The sequence below is a fragment of the Luteimicrobium sp. DT211 genome (genome assembly GCF_049844995.1).
Lineage (GTDB): Bacteria > Actinomycetota > Actinomycetes > Actinomycetales > Cellulomonadaceae > Luteimicrobium.
Map to the genome: position 1 here is coordinate 38,460 of NZ_JBNCMC010000008.1, position 17,378 is coordinate 55,837.

Sequence of the window (17,378 nt, forward strand, 5' to 3'; positions counted from 1 at the left end):
TCTCAGCCTCCGGCGAGTCGGGCCAAGGTCTCCAGGTTCTGTGGCGTCGCGACGAGCGGGAGCTCGAGCAGGCGGCGCGCGCAGGCGCGGACGAGCACGTCGGCGCGCGCCTCCGCCCCCGACACGGCCTCGTCGCCGGCGTCGACCGTGACCGGCACGGTCAGCACCTCCACCGACTGCTCCGCCTCGGTGCGGGGCTCGGCGCCGTCGCCCGGCCGCTGCAGCTCGAGCGACACGAGCCCCACCGACGACGCCCGCGCCTCCACGCCGAGGCCGTCCGGTCCGAGGGCGACGAAGAGCCGTTCCGCGGCCGCGGCTCCCGCCGTGAACCAGCTTCCGGGCGCGTCGAGGATCTTCCGGCCCTCGGCGAAGGCCTCGGGGTCGGCCCACACGCCGGGGGTGTCGTCGAGGTTCGACGCGTCGACGTCGAGCCACGGCTCCTCGGGGTCCGCTATCCCCGCCCAGGCGCGCTCGGGCTTCCGGCCCGCGAGGCTCGGCCACGCCTTCATAGCGTCCTTGTCGAGGTCGGTGGGCGAGAGGACCGCGCGCCGGGCGGCCCGGGGCGCGCGCAGCTCGGCGCCCCGCTCGAAGCTCGACCGCTCGCGCGCCCGGCCGAGCTCGACCGCGAGCGTCACGGGCCCCGCGCCGCGGTAGGCGAGGACCGGGTCGAGGAGCGGCACCGCGGTGGCGTACGAGCGGATCGCGCCCGGGTCGGCGGCGACGCGCGCGACCGCCTCCGGGCCCGCCGCGACGACCGCGTCGACGACCCGCGCGAAGCGTCCCGCGGCGAAGGGCTCCCCCGTGCCGGCGAACGCGCCGTGCTCGATCTCCCGCGCGTGCGCCTCCGTCCCGAGGAGCCGGTACGCGTAGCCGAGCTGCTCCGAGGCGGCCTCGAGGAACGCGGGCGGCGAGGTCGCGACGACGTCCTCCCACCGCGCGACCGCCTCGGGCGTCAGCCGACCGCCGAGCGGCGCGAGCGCCTCCCACAGCTCGTCCCACGACGACGGGTCCGCGGCACGCCGCCTCCCGAACAACCCCATGCCGGCCTCCTCGCCGCGCGCGATCCGGTCAGGTGCCGGACGTCAGCCGAAGATCGCGGGCAGCGTGCCCTCGAACGCCTCGCGCGCCTCGCCGAGCGGCACGGTGAACAGCCCGTCGACGACGAGCGACTCCTCCGCGTCCCCCGCCCCGGACTCAGGCTCGGCCGAGCCGACGACGCCCAGCTTGAGGACGGGGACGCCGCGCGCGGTGCACGCGTCGACGAGCCGCTGCTCCTCGCCGCGGGGCACGGCCACGAGCGCCCGCCCGGTCGACTCGGAGAACAGCGCCTCGAACGCCGTGACGCCGTCCCGCTCACGCAGCGCGTCGATCGACACGCGCGCCCCGACCCCGAACCGCAGGCTCGCCTCGAGCAGCCCCTGGACGAGCCCGCCCTCCGACAGGTCGTGCGCGGCCTCGACGAACTCGTCGCGCGCGCCCTGCACGAGCACGTCCGCGAGCGCCCGCTCGGCGCCCAGGTCGACCCGCGGCGGCACGCCGCCGAGGTGCGCGTACGCGACGTCGGCCCACGCGGACCCGTCGAGCTCGGCGCGCGTGGTGCCGAGCAGGTAGATCGTCTCGCCGGGCGTGCGCCAGCCCGACGGCGTGACGCGGGCGACGTCGTCGAGCACGCCGAGCACGCCGACGACCGGGGTGGGGTGGATGGACGAGTCGATCTGGCCGGGCTCGCCGGTGCCGTTGTAGAGCGACACGTTGCCGCCCGTGACGGGGACGCCGAGCTCGCGGCACGCGTCGGCGAGGCCCTCGATCGCCTCGACGAGCTGCCACATGGAGTCGGGGTCCTCGGGCGAGCCGAAGTTCAGGCAGTCGGTCACGGCGAGCGGGCGGGCGCCCGACGCCGCGACGTTCCGGTAGGCCTCGGCCAGTGCGAGCCTCGCGCCCGCGCGCGGGTCGAGCTTGGCGTAGCGGCCGTTCGCGTCCGTCGCGATCGCGACCCCGAGCCCGGTCTCCTCGTCCACGCGGACCACGCCGGCGTCGTCGGGCTGGGCGAGGGCCGTGTTGCCCTGGACGAACCGGTCGTACTGGTTGGTCACCCAGGCCTTGGACGCGAGGTTGGGGCTCGCGAGCAGCTTGAGGGCGGTGCGGCGCAGGTCGTCGCCCGACGTCGGGCGCGGGTAGTGCTGCTGCGCTGCCGCCGAGCCGAGGGTGTCGGCCGCGAGGCCGTCCTGCCAGGCCGGGCGCGCGTACGGGCGCTCGTAGACCGGGCCCTCGTGCGCGACCGTGCGCGGGTCGACGTCGACGATCCGCTCGCCGTGGTGGTCGATCGTGAGGCGGCCCGAGTCGTTGACCTCGCCGACGACCGACGACTCGACGTCCCACTTGCCGGTGATGGCGAGGAACGCGTCGAGCTTGTCCGGCGTGACGACCGCCATCATGCGCTCCTGCGACTCGGACATGAGGATCTCACCGGCGGTCAGCGTGGGGTCGCGCAGCAGGACGTCGTCGAGCCAGACGTGCATGCCGCCGTCGCCGTTCGACGCGAGCTCGGACGTGGCGCACGAGATGCCCGCGGCGCCGAGGTCCTGGATGCCCTCGACGACGTGCGCCTGGAAGAGCTCGAGGCAGCACTCGATGAGGACCTTCTCCATGAAGGGGTCGCCGACCTGCACGCTGGGGCGCTTGGCGGGGACGCCGTCCTCGAAGGTCTCGGACGCGAGGATCGACGCGCCGCCGATCCCGTCGCCGCCCGTCCGCGCCCCGAAGAGCACGACCTTGTTCCCGACGCCGGTCGCGTTCGCGAGGTGGATGTCCTCGTGGCGCAGCACGCCCACGCACAGCGCGTTGACGAGCGGGTTGCCTTGGTAGGACGGGTCGAAGACGAGCTCGCCGCCGATGTTCGGCAGGCCGAGCGAGTTCCCGTACCCGCCGACGCCGGACACGACGCCGTGCACGACGCGCGGGGTGTCCGGGTGGGCGACGTCGCCGAACCGGAGCTGGTCCATGACCGCCACGGGGCGCGCGCCCATCGAGATGATGTCGCGCACGATGCCGCCCACGCCCGTCGCCGCGCCCTGGTACGGCTCCACGAAGCTCGGGTGGTTGTGCGACTCGACCTTGAAGGTCACCGCCCAGCCGTCGCCGATGTCCACGACGCCCGCGTTCTCCCCGATGCCGACGAGGAGGTGCTCCTTCATCTCGTCGGTCGTCGCCTTGCCGAACTTCGACAGGTGCACCTTCGACGACTTGTACGAGCAGTGCTCCGACCACATCACCGAGTACATCGCGAGCTCGGCGGCCGTGGGGCGGCGGCCCAGGATGTCGCGGATGCGCTGGTACTCGTCCGGCTTGAGGCCGAGCTCGGCGTACGGCTGGACCTCGTCGGGCGTCGCGGCGGCGCGGTCGACCGTGTCCGTCGTCGGACGCGCGTCGGAGGAAGGGGAAACGGGGGCGGCGGTCATCGGGTCCCTCGGGGCGGAGTGATGGGGTGCGCGACGGCGCGCCCCGAGTCTACCGGGGCCGGGTGAGGTGCTCCCCCTGCCCGACGGCGTAGGCCTCGCGCAGCCAGCCGGCGAACGTCTCGTCGAGCTCGGCAGGCTCTGCCACGCGGTAGTGATGAACGAAGAGCCGCGACTCGTAGGGCGCCGCGCCGCTGATGCGCGGGTCCGCGACGCGGCGCTGGAGGTCGAGGTAGCCCTTCAGCCCGCGGGCGTCCGGGCGCGCGCCCGCGAAGCCCCGGCGGGTGCCCTTGAACGTGATCGAGCTCTTGCTGACCGACACCGTGTACGGCCCGCACGCGGCCACGAGCTCGACGAACGCGTCGAACAGCGCGATCGACGCCTCGGGCTTGCCGCGGAGGTGGTCGTCGATGGTCCAGGCCGGGTGGCTCACGGTGTCGTCGCTCACCGTCGCGACGCTACCGGGCACCGCCGACGACGTCCCGCCCCGGTCTGGGCGGGACGTCGTCGTGAGGGATCAGCCCCGGACCGGCGCGCCCGCAGTGGACAGGGACAGCTCCTGACCCGCGATCCCGGCGGACGTCGCGACGGCCTTGCTCGTCACGGTCGTCAGGCCGGAGAGCGCGATCGACGCGCGCCCCGCGTGCACCGCCTGGAACGTCAGGGTGACGAGCGCTGTCGAGCCCTGGGCCGACGGCGACGAGCCGCGCTTGGTGTGGGTGAGCGTGACCGACCCGGCCGCGTCGGCGACGTGGTCGGTGCCGGCGGTGCCGGACTCGACCTTCACGAGCCGCAGGTCCTTGTCGTCGTAGTCGACCGATGCCCGGTAGGCGTAGAGGTCGGCCGCGTCCTGGGAGACGGTGACCGTGAAGGTGTCCCCCGTCCGGACCTTGGACGACGCGCTCGTGGTGAGCGCGACGCTCCCGTCGCCGGGTGCGTCGTCGTCCGCCCCCGGGCCGGTCACGACGTCGCCGGCGAGCGCCCCGTACGACGCGGGCGTCGTCCGGTGGTGGGTCGCCTGCTCGTACGAGTACGCCAGCCCGAGCAGCGAGCCCTCGTCGAACTTCCGGCCGAGGAGCTCGAGGTTGACGCCGGCCCCCGCCACGGCGGCCGTTCCGTCGACGACCGCGTCGGACTGACCCATCGGCAGCGTGACGGCCGGCATGCCCGTGTTGGGGCTGAGCCGCAGGTTGGTGCCCTGGGTCGTGTACTGGCCCGTCGTCGGGTAGATCAGGGCGTCCACGTGCGCGGCGTCGAGGTCCGCGCTGAGGGCCTGGTTGCTCTTCTGGATGTCCGCGGTGTGCTGCGCCATCCACGCCTGGTACTGGGCGTCGGTGACGTTGTTGCGGCTCTTGTACTGCGCGGAGTACGACGGGTCGACGAGGTTGTCGGCGGCGAGGTCGGCGAGCGTCCTGTAGGGCACCCCGGTGCCGGCGTGCTGCGTGAGGTAGACGTTGAGGTTCGCCTTGAACTCGTTGGTGCTGCCGCTCGAGATCGCGCCGATGGTCGCGATGTCCGTCGCCGCCGTGGGCGCCGCCGGGTCGGTCGACAGGTCCACGACCGTCGCACCCTGCGCCTCGAGGTCGGCGACGGCCCGGTCGAACAGGCGCTTCACCGTCGCGTTGGTCCCGACGGTCGACGGCAGGTAGCCGAGCCGTGCGCCCTTCAGGGCGTCCGGGTCCAGGTACGACGTGTACGACGCGGACACCTGGCCGGCCTGCGCGGCCGTCGCACCGTCGTGCGCGTCCACCCCGACGACCGCGTCCAGCGCGAGTGCCGCGTCGGAGACCGAACGGGCGAGCGGGCCGCCCGTGTCCTGCGTGAGCGCGAGCGGGACGATGCCGTCGCGGCTCGTGAGGCCGACCGTCGGGCGGACGCCGACGAGCTGGTTGTAGCTGGAGGGGTCCCGGATGGAGCCGCCGGTGTCGGTGCCGAAGCCGATCGCGGCAAGGTTCGCCGCGATCGACGCGCCCGTGCCGCCGCTCGACCCGCCCGCCGTCTTCGTGAGGTTGTACGGGCTGTAGACCTTGATCGCGGCGCCCATCGTGCCGTCCGCCTTGCGCGTGCCGAGCGAGTACTCCGAGCTGAAGCCCGTCGCGAACTCGTCGAGACTGGCCTTCCCGAGGACGACGGCCCCGGCGTCGCGCAGGCCCGTGACCATGAACGCGTCGTCGGACGTCTGGTTGGCCCTGAGGCACTCGCACCCTGCGGTCGTCTGCATGTCGGCCGTGTCGTAGTTGTCCTTGAGGACGACGGGGATGCCGTCGAGCATGCCGCGCGACGTCCCGGCGGCGCGGCGCACATCGCTCGCGGCGGCCTCCGCCAGGGCGCCGGGCGCCGTCGTGAGGATCGAGTTCAGGCCATGGTCCGTGCCGCCTGCGGGCGCGTGGTCGTACGCCGCGATCCGGTCCAGGTAGTCCTTCGTGATCTGGACCGACGTCACGACGCCGGCGTTCAGGGCCGCCTGGATGTCGACGGCGCTCGCCTCGACGAGGTCGAACGTGCCGTCGTCGTAGAGCTCGCGCTGGGCCAGGGCCGCGACGTCGGCGACGGTGATGACGCCGTCGTGGTCGAGGTCGGCAGCGGCGACGCGGGACCAGCCCGCCGCGCCCTTCCGGGTGCCGAGCGCCTTCTCGAGCACGGAGACGTCGGCGTCGGTGACGCGGTCGTCGCCCGTCAGGTCGGCCTCGGTGTAGTACGGCGCGAGGTACGCGCCCGCGCTCGACGTGCCGTGCCCGTCGGGTGCCGCCGACGCCGCGGCCGGGGCCATCGTCCCGGCCAGGCCGAGCGCGACCGCCGGCGCCGCCCACGCGGCGTGCCTTCTCTGGAGACGCATGTCCGTTCCTCCTCACACCGGCCCGCGGAGGTCTACCCGGAGGAGGTCCCGGAGACGGGCGTGCCGGTCGTGCGAAGGCTAGGTAATGCGTGTCTCGACGGCGTTACGCCGCGGTTTCCGTCGCCGACGACGCCCGGCCGCGCGCCTGCACGCCCACCCCGACGACGATCGCGACAGCCAGCACGGCCGTCACGACGCCCTGCCCGACGCCGAGCCCGCCGTCGGCGGTCGGCTTGCCGAACAGGTCGGCGACGGACGCGCCGAGGGGCCGCGTCAGCACGTAGGCGGTCCAGAACGCCGCGACCGCGTTCCAGCTCCAGACCCGGTAGCCGAACGCCGGGATCGTGAGCAGCACCGCGAACAGCACGACGGCGCCCGCGTAGCCGAGCGCCGTCGTCGTGGCGACGAGGTCGCCCACCGCGGTCCCCGCGGCGAAGGTCGCGACCACGGTCGCCCAGTAGAAGAGCTCGCGCCGCGTCGTCGTGATCTCGTGGACGTCGAGCGTGCCCTCGACCCGTCGCCAGACGACGAGCACGACGGCGAGCAGCGCCAGGTACGCCGCCGACGACACCGGGTACGGCACCCCGAACCCGACGTGCACGACGTCGGCGCACATGGTCCCGAACACGCCGACCGCGACGACGGCGAACCAGTACCGCGTGGGGACGTAGCGGCGGGCGCGGAGCTGCACGACGAGCGCCACGACGAACAGGACCATGCCCGCGAGGACAGCCGGCACGGGGCCGAGGGTCTGCACGGACCAGTCGGACGTCGACTCACCGAGCGCCGTCGAGAGCGCCTTGAGGACCCAGAACGCCGCGGTGACCTGCGGCACGCGGACGAGCGCGGTGATGGCGGGAGAGGTCGTGACGGGCGCGGGCGTTCGGCGAGCGGGGATGGTCACGGGTGCACGCTCGCACGCGCCACCTGCCACGAACCTGACTCGTCCGCCTGGGCGGGCCGCGGCCACAGCGGCCGCGCCGGTAGCGCCCGCGGGGCGAACCGCGCGGCCAGCACGACGGTGACCAGCGCGGCGGCCGCGCCCAGCGACGCAGCCGCGACCGTGTCGCTGAGCCAGTGCACCCCGAGGACGGTCCGGCTGAGCGCCATGACCGCGGGCCAGACGACGGCCACCGGCCACAGCCACCGGACCCCCAGCAGCAGGACGAGCAGCAGTGCCAACGTCGCGGCGTTGGCGACGTGGCCGGACGGGAACGAGTCGAACGACCCGGCCATCCCCGCCGTCGGCGGCCGCGGGCGGTCCACGAGGTGCTTGACGACCTGCGTCGCGGCGAGCGACAGCACGCCCCCCGCGACGAAGACCAGCGCCGCCGCGCGCGACCGCAGCCACCACACGAGCGCCGCGAGCGCCGCGGGGATCTCCAGCCCGCCGACGACGCCGCCGCCCAGGTCGCTCACGAGCCGCGCGCCGGTGGTGAGCCCGGGCGCGTGCCACCCCCCGACGACGCCGGCCCACCAGGTGTCCACGCCCAGCGGGTCCCCGTGCACCGCGAGCACCGCCACGAGGAGCACGACGAACGGGACGAGGACGAGCGCGGGGAGCGCGAACGCGCGCGGGGAGAGGGAACCGTGCATCGGGCGACCGTAGGGGCTGCATCCTGACGCCCACCTGACCGGTTCGCCCGTCGCGCGCCGTGGACCCGGCGGGCCACGGGCCCGCGACCCTACGATGGCGCCGTGGCCGTGATCGGCGTGTGCGAGGACGACCCGAGGATCCGGGGCGTCGTCCGCGACGCGCTCGAGCACGCGGGGCACGAGGTCCGGCTCGCCTACCGGGGCACGGAGGCGGTGCGCTCGTTCGGCCCGGAGTCCGGCGTCGAGGTCCTCGTGCTCGACATCGGCCTGCCCGACGGCGACGGCCGCGACGTCTGCCAGGCGCTGCGCGGCGCCGGGCAGCAGGCGCCCGTCCTCTTCCTCACGGCCCGCGACGCGCTCACCGACCTCGTGTCCGGGTTCGGCGCGGGCGGCGACGACTACCTGACCAAGCCGTTCGCCGTCGCGGAGCTGCAGGTTCGCGTGGCCGCGCTCGTCCACCGCGGACGCCCGTCCGTCCCGCCGAGCGGGCTGAGCCTCGACCCGGCCGCGTTCGCCGTCCGCTGGGGCGACGCGGCCGCGCAGCTCACCCCGACCGAGTACCGGGTGCTGGCGGCGCTCGCCGGGCGGCGCGGCGACGTCGTCCGGCGGCACGAGCTCGTCGCGGCCGGGTGGCCCCTGGGCGCGCAGGTCGCGGAGAACACACTCGACTCCTTCGTCCGGCGGGTGCGCGCCAAGCTCGAGTCGGTCGGCGCGACCGTCGAGATCGAGACCGTCCGCGGCGTCGGCTACGTGCTCCGATGAATCCCACCGGCGCCCGCAGCCTGCGCGCGCGGATCACCGCGACGACGGCGGCGGTCACGCTGCTCGGGGCCGTGGCGCTCACCGGCGTGGTGTGGTTCGTCCTGGACCGCGTCGTCGCGGCCGACGCGCGCTCCGCCCTCGCCGACCGCACCGCCACGGTGTCGGCGGGGCTCACGGTCGACGGGTCCGACGTCACCCTCGACACGAGCGCGGCGCGCGACGCCACCGTCTGGCTGTTCGCACCCGACGGCGCGCGCGTCGAGGGGCCGTCGGGCGGCGACCTGGACGCCGAGGCCGCCGCCGTCGCGCGCGACCCCGGCGCCGACCCGACCGAGTGGCACGACTGGCTGCTCCAGGCCGAGGACGTGACCGGGTCCGACGACGTGCTGGTCGTCGCGCTGCCCATCGGCGGGTACGAGTCGACCAAGCACCTCGCGGCCCTGCTCACGGCGCTCGTGGGCGTCGTCGTCGTGGCCGCGGTGACGGGGCTGACCGCCTGGTCGACGCGGCGGGCGCTCGCCCCGGTGACGGGCATGGCCCGCGAGGCGGCGGCGTGGAGCGCGGCCGACCTCGACCGCCGGTTCGGACTCGGTCCCCCGCGCGACGAGATCACCGAGCTGGGCAGCGTCCTCGACGGCCTGCTGGACCGCGCCGCCCAGGCGATCCGGTCCGAGCAGCGGCTCACGGCCGAGCTGGCGCACGAGATCCGAACGCCGCTCACGGTGATCCGGGCGGAGGCGGAGCTCGCGGCCATGGACGCGACGGCGCGGGGCGCCTCGACGGAACGGCTCGACCAGATCGTCGCCTCGGTCGACACCCTCACCGGCGTCGTCACCACCCTCCTCGCGGTGAGCCGGGGCGAGCGGGTCGTCGACGCCCAGGTGCCCGTGGACGACGTCGTCCGGGCGGCGGTGGCGCTCGCCGCGCCCCCCGAGCACGCGGAGGTCGCCGTGGACGCCGCGCCCGGAGTGGTGGTCGCCGTCCCGCTCGAGGTCGCGTCGCAGGCGCTCTCGCCCGTCGTCGCCAACGCCTTCCGGTACGCGCGCTCGCGGGTGCGGGTGGCCGCCCGGGTCACGGGCGACCACGTGGAGGTCACGGTCGAGGACGACGGCCCGGGCGTCGACCCGGACGCCGCCGACGAGATCTTCGAGCCGGGGCGCCGCGGGCCCGGCAGCCCGGGTGCCGGGCTCGGGCTTCCCCTGGCGCGGAGGGTCGCCCGGCTGGCGGGCGGCGACGTCCGACTCGACCGCCCCCGGCCGGCCCGGTTCGTCGTCGCGCTGCCCTCCGGACGCACTATTCCCCCGGGGTATACCTCCGGTGTATAGTCGCGGGCATGAGCGTCCCGCTGACCCTTCTCGGCCTCCTCGAGCGTGAGCCCTCTCACGGCTACGACCTCAAGCGCGCCTACGACGCGTGGTTCGGCCACGACAAGCCCCTGCCGTTCGGGCAGGTCTACTCCACGCTGGCGCGGCTCACCCGGGACGGGAAGGTCGTCGTCAGCGAGACCGAGGCCGGCTCCGGCCCCGAGCGCAAGCGCTACGTGATCACGGAGGAGGGTGCGTCCGACGTCGAGACGTGGCTCCAGGAGCCCGTCGCCCCCGAGCCCCACCTCCAGTCCGTGCTGTTCAGCAAGGTGGTGCTCGCGATCCTCCTGGGCCGCGACGCCCACGACTACCTCGACACCCAGAAGGTCGCCCACCTCGACCGCATGCGCGAGCTCACCGAGCTCCGCCGCACGGGCGAGCTCCTCGACACGCTCCTCGCCGACAACGCCCTCTTCCACCTCGAGGCCGACCTGCGCTGGATCGACGTCACCGTCGCCCGCCTCGACCAGCTCACCCGGGAGATCCGCTCATGACCGCCCAGCCCACGTCCGCCATCCTCGAGGCTCGCGGACTCGCCCTCTCGTTCGGCCCGACACCCGCGCTGCGTGGCGCCGACCTCGTCGTCGACCGCGGCGAGCTCGTCGCCATCATGGGCCCCAGCGGCTCCGGCAAGACGACCCTCCTGCACTGCCTGGCCGGGATCCTCGTGCCCGACGACGGGCAGGTCTGGTTCGACGGCACCCGCGTCGACACGCTGGGCGAGACCGGCCGTTCCGCGTTGCGCCGCGACCGGTTCGGCTTCGTGTTCCAGTTCGGCCAGCTCGTCCCCGAGCTTACCGCGGTGGAGAACGTCGCCCTCCCCCTGCTGCTCTCCGGGGTCAAGCGGGGTCCGGCGCTCGAGGCCGCGAGGTCGTGGTTCGAGCGGCTCGAGCTGGACGGGCTCGAGCACCGCCGGTCCGGCGAGCTGTCCGGCGGTCAGGCCCAGCGGGTCGCCCTCGCCCGCGGCCTCGTCGCCCAGCCCCCGGTCCTCTTCGCCGACGAGCCCACCGGCTCTCTCGACTCCCTCACCGGCGAGAAGGTCATGGACCTCCTGTCGGTCGCCGCCCGCGAGCAGGGCACCACCGTCGTCCTCGTGACGCACGAGGCGCGCGTCGCCGCCTACGCGGACCGGCTCGTCCTCGTGCGCGACGGCAAGGTCACGTCGCCCGCACCGGTCGCCGCTCCGTCCTCCCTGCCCGCCGCGTCGAACGGTGGCCGGTCGTGATCCGCCTCGGCCTCCGGCTCGCCGTGGTCGGCGGGCGGGAGGCGCTCGTCCGGCTCGCCGTGACCGGCGCCGCGATCGCGCTCGGCGTCGGGCTCCTGCTGACGATGGTCGCCGGGCTCAACGCCGTCGGCGGTCAGAACCAGCGGTACGCGTGGCTCGAGACGGGCTTCGGCCCGACGACGGTCGCGGGCGCCACGCAGTCGTCCGACGCCGGCACCGGCACGGTCGACCCCCTGTGGTGGCAGCTGTCCTCCGACAAGTTCGAGGGGAAGACCATCGGCCGCGTGGACGTCGCCGCCACCGGCCCCGACTCTCCCCTGCCGCCCGGCGTCGACGCGCTCCCCGGCCCCGGGCAGTACGTGGCCTCGCCGGCGATGCAGAAGCTGCTCGCCTCCACGCCCGACGCCGAGCTCGCAGCACGCTACGGCTCGCCCGCGAACGTCGGGACCATCGGCGACGCCGCCCTGCCCTCGCCCGACTCGCTCGCGATCATCGTGGGCCGCACCCCCGCCGAGCTGTCTCCGTCGGGACACGCGATCCAGGTCACGAGCATCGCGACGGTCTCGCCGAGCCAGTGCAGCGGCGAGGCGTGCGCCGTCGGGCTCGGGATGAACGAGAACGCCGTGGCGCTCGTGTTCGGCGTGGTGGGCGTGGGGCTCGTGATCCCGATCCTCGTGTTCATCGGCGCCGCGACACGCCTGTCCGCGGCCCGGCGCGAGCAGCGGCTCGCCGCGATGCGGCTCGTCGGGGCGACACCGCGCCAGGTGCGGACGGTCGCCGCGATGGAGTCCGTCGTGGCCGCGGCGGCCGGGAGCGTGCTGGGCTTCGCCGTCTTCTTCGCGCTGCGGCCGCTCGTGCTCCGGATCCCGCTCACGGGCTCGCGGTTCCAGCCGGCCGACTACGGCCTCACGGTCGTGGACGTCGTCGTGGTGCTGCTGGCCGTCCCGCTCGCCGCGGCCGTGGCGTCCCGGTTCGCGATGCGCCGCGTCGTCGTCTCGCCCCTCGGCGTCACCCGCCGGACGACGCCGTCCGACCCGAGCGCGTGGCGCGTCGTCCCCTTCGTGGCCGGCCTCGCCTGGTTCGGCTACCTCGCGATCGACGGACCGCCGGAGGGCAACGGCGGGCAGCTCGGCGCGTACCTGGGCGGGGCCGCGCTCGTCATGGTCGGGCTGGTCGTCGCGGGGCCGTGGCTCACCCGCGCGGGGGCGCGGCTCCTCGCCGTCCGCACCGGCCGGCCGGCCGTGCTCCTCGCCGGGCGACGTCTCGGGGACGACCCGCGGGCCGCGTTCCGCAGCGTCAGCGGGCTCATCCTCGCGCTCTTCATCGGCACTGCGGCGACCGCGACGATCACCACGTTCGTCGCCGAGCGCGGGCCTGCGGCCGTCTCGACGGCCGCGGGGAACGTGCTCGTCCAACAGCTCGAGAGCCGGCGCGAGGCCGGGACGACCGTCACCGTCCCCGACTCCGTGGTCGCGGACCTGCACGACGTGCCGGGCGTCTCGGGCGTCGCCGTCGTGCACGCCGGCCCGGACGCCCAGCCCGAGGATCTCGGCATCCCCGACGGGCTCTGGGGGCACCCCGGGTACGTGGCGTGCGACCAGCTGGCCGGGATGCCCTCGTGGGGCGAGTGCGCCCCCGGCGCGAGCGTCGCGCTGATGGCCTACGACGTGACGTCCGACCGGACGGGCGTCGTCTGGCCGGCCGCCGACGTGGACGCGAGCTCGCTCGACCAGCTCGACACCCTGGGCGTCGGCGTCCAGACGGACGGCTCGACGGGCGCCGTCGAGGGGGCTCGCACGGTGCTCGAGGGCGCCTTCCCCGACGCGATGACGCCGTTCACGGTGCACGAGGACCAGTCGGACACGACGAACGGTCTGAACCAGTACGAGCGCCTCGCGGAGGTGATCGTGGCGATCAGCCTCGTGATCGGCGGGTGCAGCCTCGCCGTCAGCGCGGCGGGTTCCGTGACCGAGCGCAAGCGCCCGTTCAGCCTGCTGCGCCTCACCGGCGTCCCGCTCGGGATGCTGCGGCGCGTCGTGACGCTCGAGACCGCGGTGCCGTTGCTCGTCGGGGCGGTCGTCGCGGTGGCCGCGGGCTTCGGGATGGCTCAGCTGTTCCTCACCGCCCAGCTCGACTACGACCTCACGGCGCCCGGGGGCGCGTACTGGGGGTCGGTCGGGATCGGGCTGGTCATCGGGCTCGGCGTCATCGCGTCGACGTTCCCGCTGCTGCGGCGCGTCACCGGCCCGGAGACCGCCCGCAACGACTAGGACCGGGCGGCCGCGTCGAGGGCCGCCCAGGCGGCGTCGTCGAGCGGCTCCGCGACCCAGCGGGCGCCGCTCGCGGCGTGCTCGGGCCGCCCGAACCCGGCGACGACGCACGCCACCTCGGGCGCGCGCAGCGGGAACCGCATCGCGGCGTGCGGCAGCGCAACGCCCGCCTCGTCGCACGTCCGGGCCAGCCCTCGGGCGAGAGCCAGCAGCGGTGCGGGAGCGAGGCCGTAGTCGAACCGGGCGTCGTCGGGCGGCCAGCGGCGCGCCAGCAGGCCCGAGTTGAACGGCGCCGCCGCGACCACGCTCACGCCCCTCGCGGCACAGTCCGCGAGCAGGGGCGCGGCCGACCGGTCCGCGAGCGTCCAGCGGCCCGCGACCATGACGGCGTCGACGTCGGACTCGGCCACGATCCGCCGGAGCGGCTCGACCAGGTTCATCCCGGCGCCCACGGCCCCGACGACGCCCTCGTCCCTCAGCCGGCACAGTGCCGGGACCGCCTCGCTGATCGCGTCGTCCATGTGGTCCTCGGGATCGTGGACGTAGACGACGTCGACGCGGTCCAGCCCCAGCCGGGCGAGGCTCGACTCGAGGCTCCGCAGCACGCCGTCCCGCGAGTAGTCGCGTCGCCGGGTCAGGTCGTCGGGGACGGCGAACCCGCCGGTCGCGAGGTCGGACCCGGTCGGCGCCCCGTTCGGGACGAGCAGGCGGCCGACCTTCGTGGACACGACGTACTCGTCGCGCGGACGGCCCCGCAGCGCCGCGCCCAGGCGCCGCTCCGACAGTCCGAGCCCGTAGTGGGGCGCCGTGTCGAAGTACCGCACGCCCCCGTCCCACGCCGCGTCGACGGTCGCGCGGGCGTCCTCGTCCGAGACGGGCCGGTACAGGTTCCCGACCGGGGCGGCGCCGAACCCCAGCTCCGTCACCCGCACCGTCGTCGCGCCCAGGGTCCGCGCCGGCAGGGCGGCGCCGCCCCGCGAAGTCGGGGTGTGCGTCATCGTGGTCCCGTCCCCTCGTCGTCCAGCCCGTACCAACGCCTCGCCGTGCCGCCGAACACGGCGGCCCGCTCCGGCCCTGACAGCTCCGCCGCGAGCGCCTCGGCCGCGGCCACCACCCGGTCGTAGCCGCCCGCGAGCAGGCACACAGGCCAGTCGGACCCGAACATCACCCGCCCGGGCCCGAACGCATCCAGCACCACGTCGGCGTAGGGCCGCAGGTCGGCGACCTCCCACGTGTCGTGGTCGGCCTCGGTGACGAGACCGGAGAGCTTGGCCGCGACGTTCGCGCTCGCCGCGAGCTTCCGCACGTCCGACTCCCACGGCGCGATCACGCCCGACGCGATGGGCGGCTTCCCGGCATGATCGAGGACGAACTTCAGCCCCGGCACCGCGCGCACGGTGTCGACGACCGCCGGAAGCTGGTCCGGCGTCACGACGAGGTCGTACGCGAGGCCGGCGTCGGCGACCGCCGCGAGCCCGCGCCGCACGTCGGGCCGGCACAGCCACCGCGGGTCCGGTTCCTCCTGCACCTGGTGCCGGACGCCGACGAGCGCCCGCCCGGCCGGCAGCCCGCGGAGGGCGTCGAGCCGGTCGCCCACGTCGGGGGCGGTGAGGTCGACCCAGCCGACGACCCCGGCGACCAGCGGGTCGCGCGCCGCGAGGGCGAGCAGCTCGGGTGTCTCCTCCGGCACGCAGACCGTCTGTACGACGACGGTCGCGTCGATGCCGTGCCGGGCCGCCGACGGGCGCAGGTCGTCGACCGTGAACGTCCTGCGCAGCGCGGGCAGCGCGGCCGTCCACGGCTGGTCGCGGACCGCCAGGTCCCACACGTGGTGGTGAGCGTCGATGCGCACGCACAGCTCCTCTCCGTCCGGTACTGCCCTGTGTGTCGTCTCAGTCCAGGTGGAAGACCTCGACGGCGTCGGCCCACCACGCGCCGGGCCCCGCGCCGTCGACGGGCTCCTGGCACGGGTCGGTGCGACGCCACCACTCCTGCGTCGCCGGGTCGGCCGCCACGCGCGCGAGGTCCGCGGCGAGGTCGTCGCCCGTGTGCTCGAAGTAGGCCAGCAGGAGGCCGTCGCGCTCGAAGATCGAGTAGTTGCGGATGCCCGCCGCCCGGAGCGCGGCGAGCACCGGCTCGGGCACCGCACGGTGCAGCGCCCGGTACTCGGCCTCCTTGCCGGGGCGGAGGCGGATGAGCTGCGCCACGCGGCGCACGGACTCGGCCACGGTGCCGGTCCTCAGCCCCGCGGCCGGAGCCGCAGTCCGTCCATGCCGCCGTCGACCGCGAGCGACGTGCCCGTCGTCGAGCCGGACGCCGGCGACGCGAGGAACACGATGGCCTCCGCCACCTCGACCGCCGACACCAGCCTGCCGTGCGGCTGCCGGGCCTCGAGCGCAGCCCGCTCGGCGGCCGGGTCCGGCGCGGAGGCGAGCAGGCGCCCGATCCAGGGCGTGTCCGCGGTGCCGGGGCTGACGCAGTTGACCCGGACCCCGTCGCGGACGAGGTCGGCCGCCATCGCCCGGGTCAGGGACAGCACGGCGCCCTTGCTCGCGGAGTACAGCGCGCGGTCGGGCAGGCCGGCGGTCGCGGCGATCGAGCACGTGTTCACGATCGCGCCGCGCCCCGAGGCACGCAGTGCCGGCAGCGCGGCCCGGGACACCCGCACCATGCCGACGACGTTCACGTCCAGCACGCGCAGCCACTCGTCGTCGGGGTTGTCCTCGACGCCGCCCTGCGCCCCGATCCCCGCGTTGTTGACGACCACGTCGAGTCCGCCCAGCGCCTCGACGAGCGCCGCGACGGCCGCGCGGACCGCCGTGTCGTCGGTGACGTCCGCCGCCTCGTACGCCGCGACGTCCCGCCTCAGCTCGGGCGGCGGCTCCGACGCGCGGTCGAGGACCCCCACGCGGGCGCCGCGCCCGGCGAACAGGCCCGCGGTCGCGAGGCCGATGCCCGACGCGCCCCCCGTGACCAGGACCCGGAGGCCACTCAGCGCGCTCATCACGCCGCTCCCATCGTCTGTCGTTGCCGTCCGAGCCCGTCGATCTCCAGCTCGACGACGTTGCCCGGCCGCAGGTACGGGTGGTCCGGCAGCCCGAGCGCGACCCCGGAGGGCGTCCCCGTGTTGATCACGTCGCCCGGCTCCAGCACCATCACCTGGCTGAGGTACCAGACGAGGTGGTCGACCCCGAAGATCATCGCGGCCGTCGACGAGTCCTGGCGGCCGACCCCGTCGACCCGTAGCCGTAGGCCGAGCGCCTGCGGGTCGGGCACCTCGTCGGCCGTGCGGATCCACGGGCCGAGCGGGTTGAACGTCTCGCAGTTCTTGCCCTTGTCCCAGGTGCCGCCCCGCTCGAGCTGCAGCTCGCGCTCGGACACGTCGTTGCTGATCGTGTAGCCCGCGACGCAGGCACGCGCCTCCGCAGGCGAGGCGAGGTAGCGCGCCTCGCGACCGATCACCACCGCGAGCTCGACCTCCCAGTCCGTCTTCGTGGAGCCTCGCGGGATCAGCACCTCGTCGTCCGGCCCGACGACGGTCTGCGCGGTCTTGAGGAAGACGACCGGCTCGCTCGGCTCGTCGTGGCTCGTCTCCGCCGCGTGGGCGCGGTAGTTCACCCCGATGCAGACGACCTTGCCGGGCCGCGCGACCGGCGGCCCCACCCGGTCCGCGGCGGCCGCCTCCGGGAGCGCGACGACGTCGCCGGGACCGAGGGCGAGGACGCGGGCGAGGGTGGCCGGCGTGACGTCGTCGACGACGGACGACAGGTCCCGCCAGACACCGTCCGCCCCCGAGACGACGGGACGTTCGGCGCCGGGGGCGCCGTGGCGTGCGATGCGCATGCTGTGCTGCTCTCTCTTTCAGTCAGG

General features: G+C 75.1%; 16 protein-coding genes. 5 read left to right on the top strand and 11 right to left on the bottom strand.

Translation table 11 applies throughout. The annotated features are described in order from the left end of the window. Nucleotides 1–2 precede the first annotated feature (2 nt). The 6 genes from ACLQ14_RS16145 to ACLQ14_RS16170 form a co-directional block, all read right to left on the bottom strand. Nucleotides 3–1,040 (bottom strand): hypothetical protein, encoded by a 1,038-nt coding sequence (locus tag ACLQ14_RS16145; RefSeq protein WP_425814860.1) that lies wholly within the window; start codon nucleotides 1,038–1,040, stop codon nucleotides 3–5. 42 nt (nucleotides 1,041–1,082) lie between these two features. Further along, nucleotides 1,083–3,458, bottom strand: a complete 2,376-nt coding sequence (purL, locus tag ACLQ14_RS16150) for a phosphoribosylformylglycinamidine synthase subunit PurL (protein WP_425814862.1) — start codon at nucleotides 3,456–3,458, stop codon at nucleotides 1,083–1,085. 49 nt (nucleotides 3,459–3,507) lie between these two features. Beyond that, nucleotides 3,508–3,903, bottom strand: coding sequence for a DUF5655 domain-containing protein (locus ACLQ14_RS16155; RefSeq protein ID WP_425814864.1), 396 nt, complete (start codon nucleotides 3,901–3,903; stop codon nucleotides 3,508–3,510). Between the two features lie 69 nt (nucleotides 3,904–3,972). After that, complete coding sequence (locus tag ACLQ14_RS16160; RefSeq protein ID WP_425814866.1) at nucleotides 3,973–6,291, bottom strand: amidase family protein; 2,319 nt, start codon at nucleotides 6,289–6,291, stop codon at nucleotides 3,973–3,975. Nucleotides 6,292–6,394: 103 nt separating this feature from the next. Further along, nucleotides 6,395–7,195: a hypothetical protein gene (locus ACLQ14_RS16165; RefSeq protein ID WP_425814868.1), complete on the bottom strand. Its 801-nt coding sequence runs from the start codon at nucleotides 7,193–7,195 to the stop codon at nucleotides 6,395–6,397. Continuing rightward, nucleotides 7,192–7,887: a phosphatase PAP2 family protein gene (locus tag ACLQ14_RS16170; RefSeq protein WP_425814870.1), complete on the bottom strand. Its 696-nt coding sequence runs from the start codon at nucleotides 7,885–7,887 to the stop codon at nucleotides 7,192–7,194. Before ACLQ14_RS16170 ends, ACLQ14_RS16165 begins: the two co-directional genes overlap by 4 nt. A gap of 102 nt (nucleotides 7,888–7,989) precedes the next feature. Between ACLQ14_RS16170 and ACLQ14_RS16175 the strand changes: the two genes are divergently transcribed. Genes ACLQ14_RS16175 through ACLQ14_RS16195 form a run of 5 tightly spaced genes read left to right on the top strand, consistent with a single transcriptional unit; the run spans nucleotide 7,990 to nucleotide 13,508 of the window. After that, nucleotides 7,990–8,649 (top strand): response regulator transcription factor, encoded by a 660-nt coding sequence (locus tag ACLQ14_RS16175; protein WP_425814872.1) that lies wholly within the window; start codon nucleotides 7,990–7,992, stop codon nucleotides 8,647–8,649. Next, the gene (locus tag ACLQ14_RS16180) at nucleotides 8,646–9,974 is read left to right on the top strand and encodes a sensor histidine kinase (protein WP_425814874.1); all 1,329 of its coding nucleotides are present in this window, start codon (nucleotides 8,646–8,648) and stop codon (nucleotides 9,972–9,974) included. Before ACLQ14_RS16175 ends, ACLQ14_RS16180 begins: the two co-directional genes overlap by 4 nt. Before the next feature lie 8 nt (nucleotides 9,975–9,982). Further along, nucleotides 9,983–10,507 carry a PadR family transcriptional regulator gene (locus ACLQ14_RS16185; RefSeq protein ID WP_425814876.1) on the top strand — a complete coding sequence of 175 codons (525 nt, stop codon included), beginning with the start codon at nucleotides 9,983–9,985 and terminating at the stop codon, nucleotides 10,505–10,507. Continuing rightward, nucleotides 10,504–11,238 (top strand): ABC transporter ATP-binding protein, encoded by a 735-nt coding sequence (locus tag ACLQ14_RS16190; RefSeq protein ID WP_425814878.1) that lies wholly within the window; start codon nucleotides 10,504–10,506, stop codon nucleotides 11,236–11,238. Before ACLQ14_RS16185 ends, ACLQ14_RS16190 begins: the two co-directional genes overlap by 4 nt. Further along, nucleotides 11,235–13,508, top strand: coding sequence for an FtsX-like permease family protein (locus ACLQ14_RS16195; protein ID WP_425814880.1), 2,274 nt, complete (start codon nucleotides 11,235–11,237; stop codon nucleotides 13,506–13,508). Before ACLQ14_RS16190 ends, ACLQ14_RS16195 begins: the two co-directional genes overlap by 4 nt. Here ACLQ14_RS16195 and ACLQ14_RS16200 read toward each other — a convergent pair. Genes ACLQ14_RS16200 through ACLQ14_RS16220 form a run of 5 tightly spaced genes read right to left on the bottom strand, consistent with a single transcriptional unit; the run spans nucleotide 13,505 to nucleotide 17,351 of the window. Continuing rightward, the gene (locus tag ACLQ14_RS16200; RefSeq protein WP_425814882.1) at nucleotides 13,505–14,506 is read right to left on the bottom strand and encodes an aldo/keto reductase; all 1,002 of its coding nucleotides are present in this window, start codon (nucleotides 14,504–14,506) and stop codon (nucleotides 13,505–13,507) included. The two genes, ACLQ14_RS16195 and ACLQ14_RS16200, sit on opposite strands and share 4 nt — an antisense overlap. Beyond that, nucleotides 14,503–15,360: an amidohydrolase family protein gene (locus tag ACLQ14_RS16205; protein ID WP_425814884.1), complete on the bottom strand. Its 858-nt coding sequence runs from the start codon at nucleotides 15,358–15,360 to the stop codon at nucleotides 14,503–14,505. Before ACLQ14_RS16205 ends, ACLQ14_RS16200 begins: the two co-directional genes overlap by 4 nt. Nucleotides 15,361–15,400: 40 nt before the next feature. Then, nucleotides 15,401–15,736, bottom strand: a complete 336-nt coding sequence (locus ACLQ14_RS16210; protein WP_425814886.1) for an L-rhamnose mutarotase — start codon at nucleotides 15,734–15,736, stop codon at nucleotides 15,401–15,403. An 11-nt stretch (nucleotides 15,737–15,747) separates the two neighbouring features. Further along, the gene (locus ACLQ14_RS16215) at nucleotides 15,748–16,512 is read right to left on the bottom strand and encodes an SDR family NAD(P)-dependent oxidoreductase (protein WP_425814888.1); all 765 of its coding nucleotides are present in this window, start codon (nucleotides 16,510–16,512) and stop codon (nucleotides 15,748–15,750) included. Next, a complete protein-coding gene (locus tag ACLQ14_RS16220; protein ID WP_425814890.1) occupies nucleotides 16,512–17,351 on the bottom strand; it encodes a fumarylacetoacetate hydrolase family protein in 840 nt (279 codons plus the stop codon). Before ACLQ14_RS16220 ends, ACLQ14_RS16215 begins: the two co-directional genes overlap by 1 nt. Nucleotides 17,352–17,378: the final 27 nt, after the last annotated feature.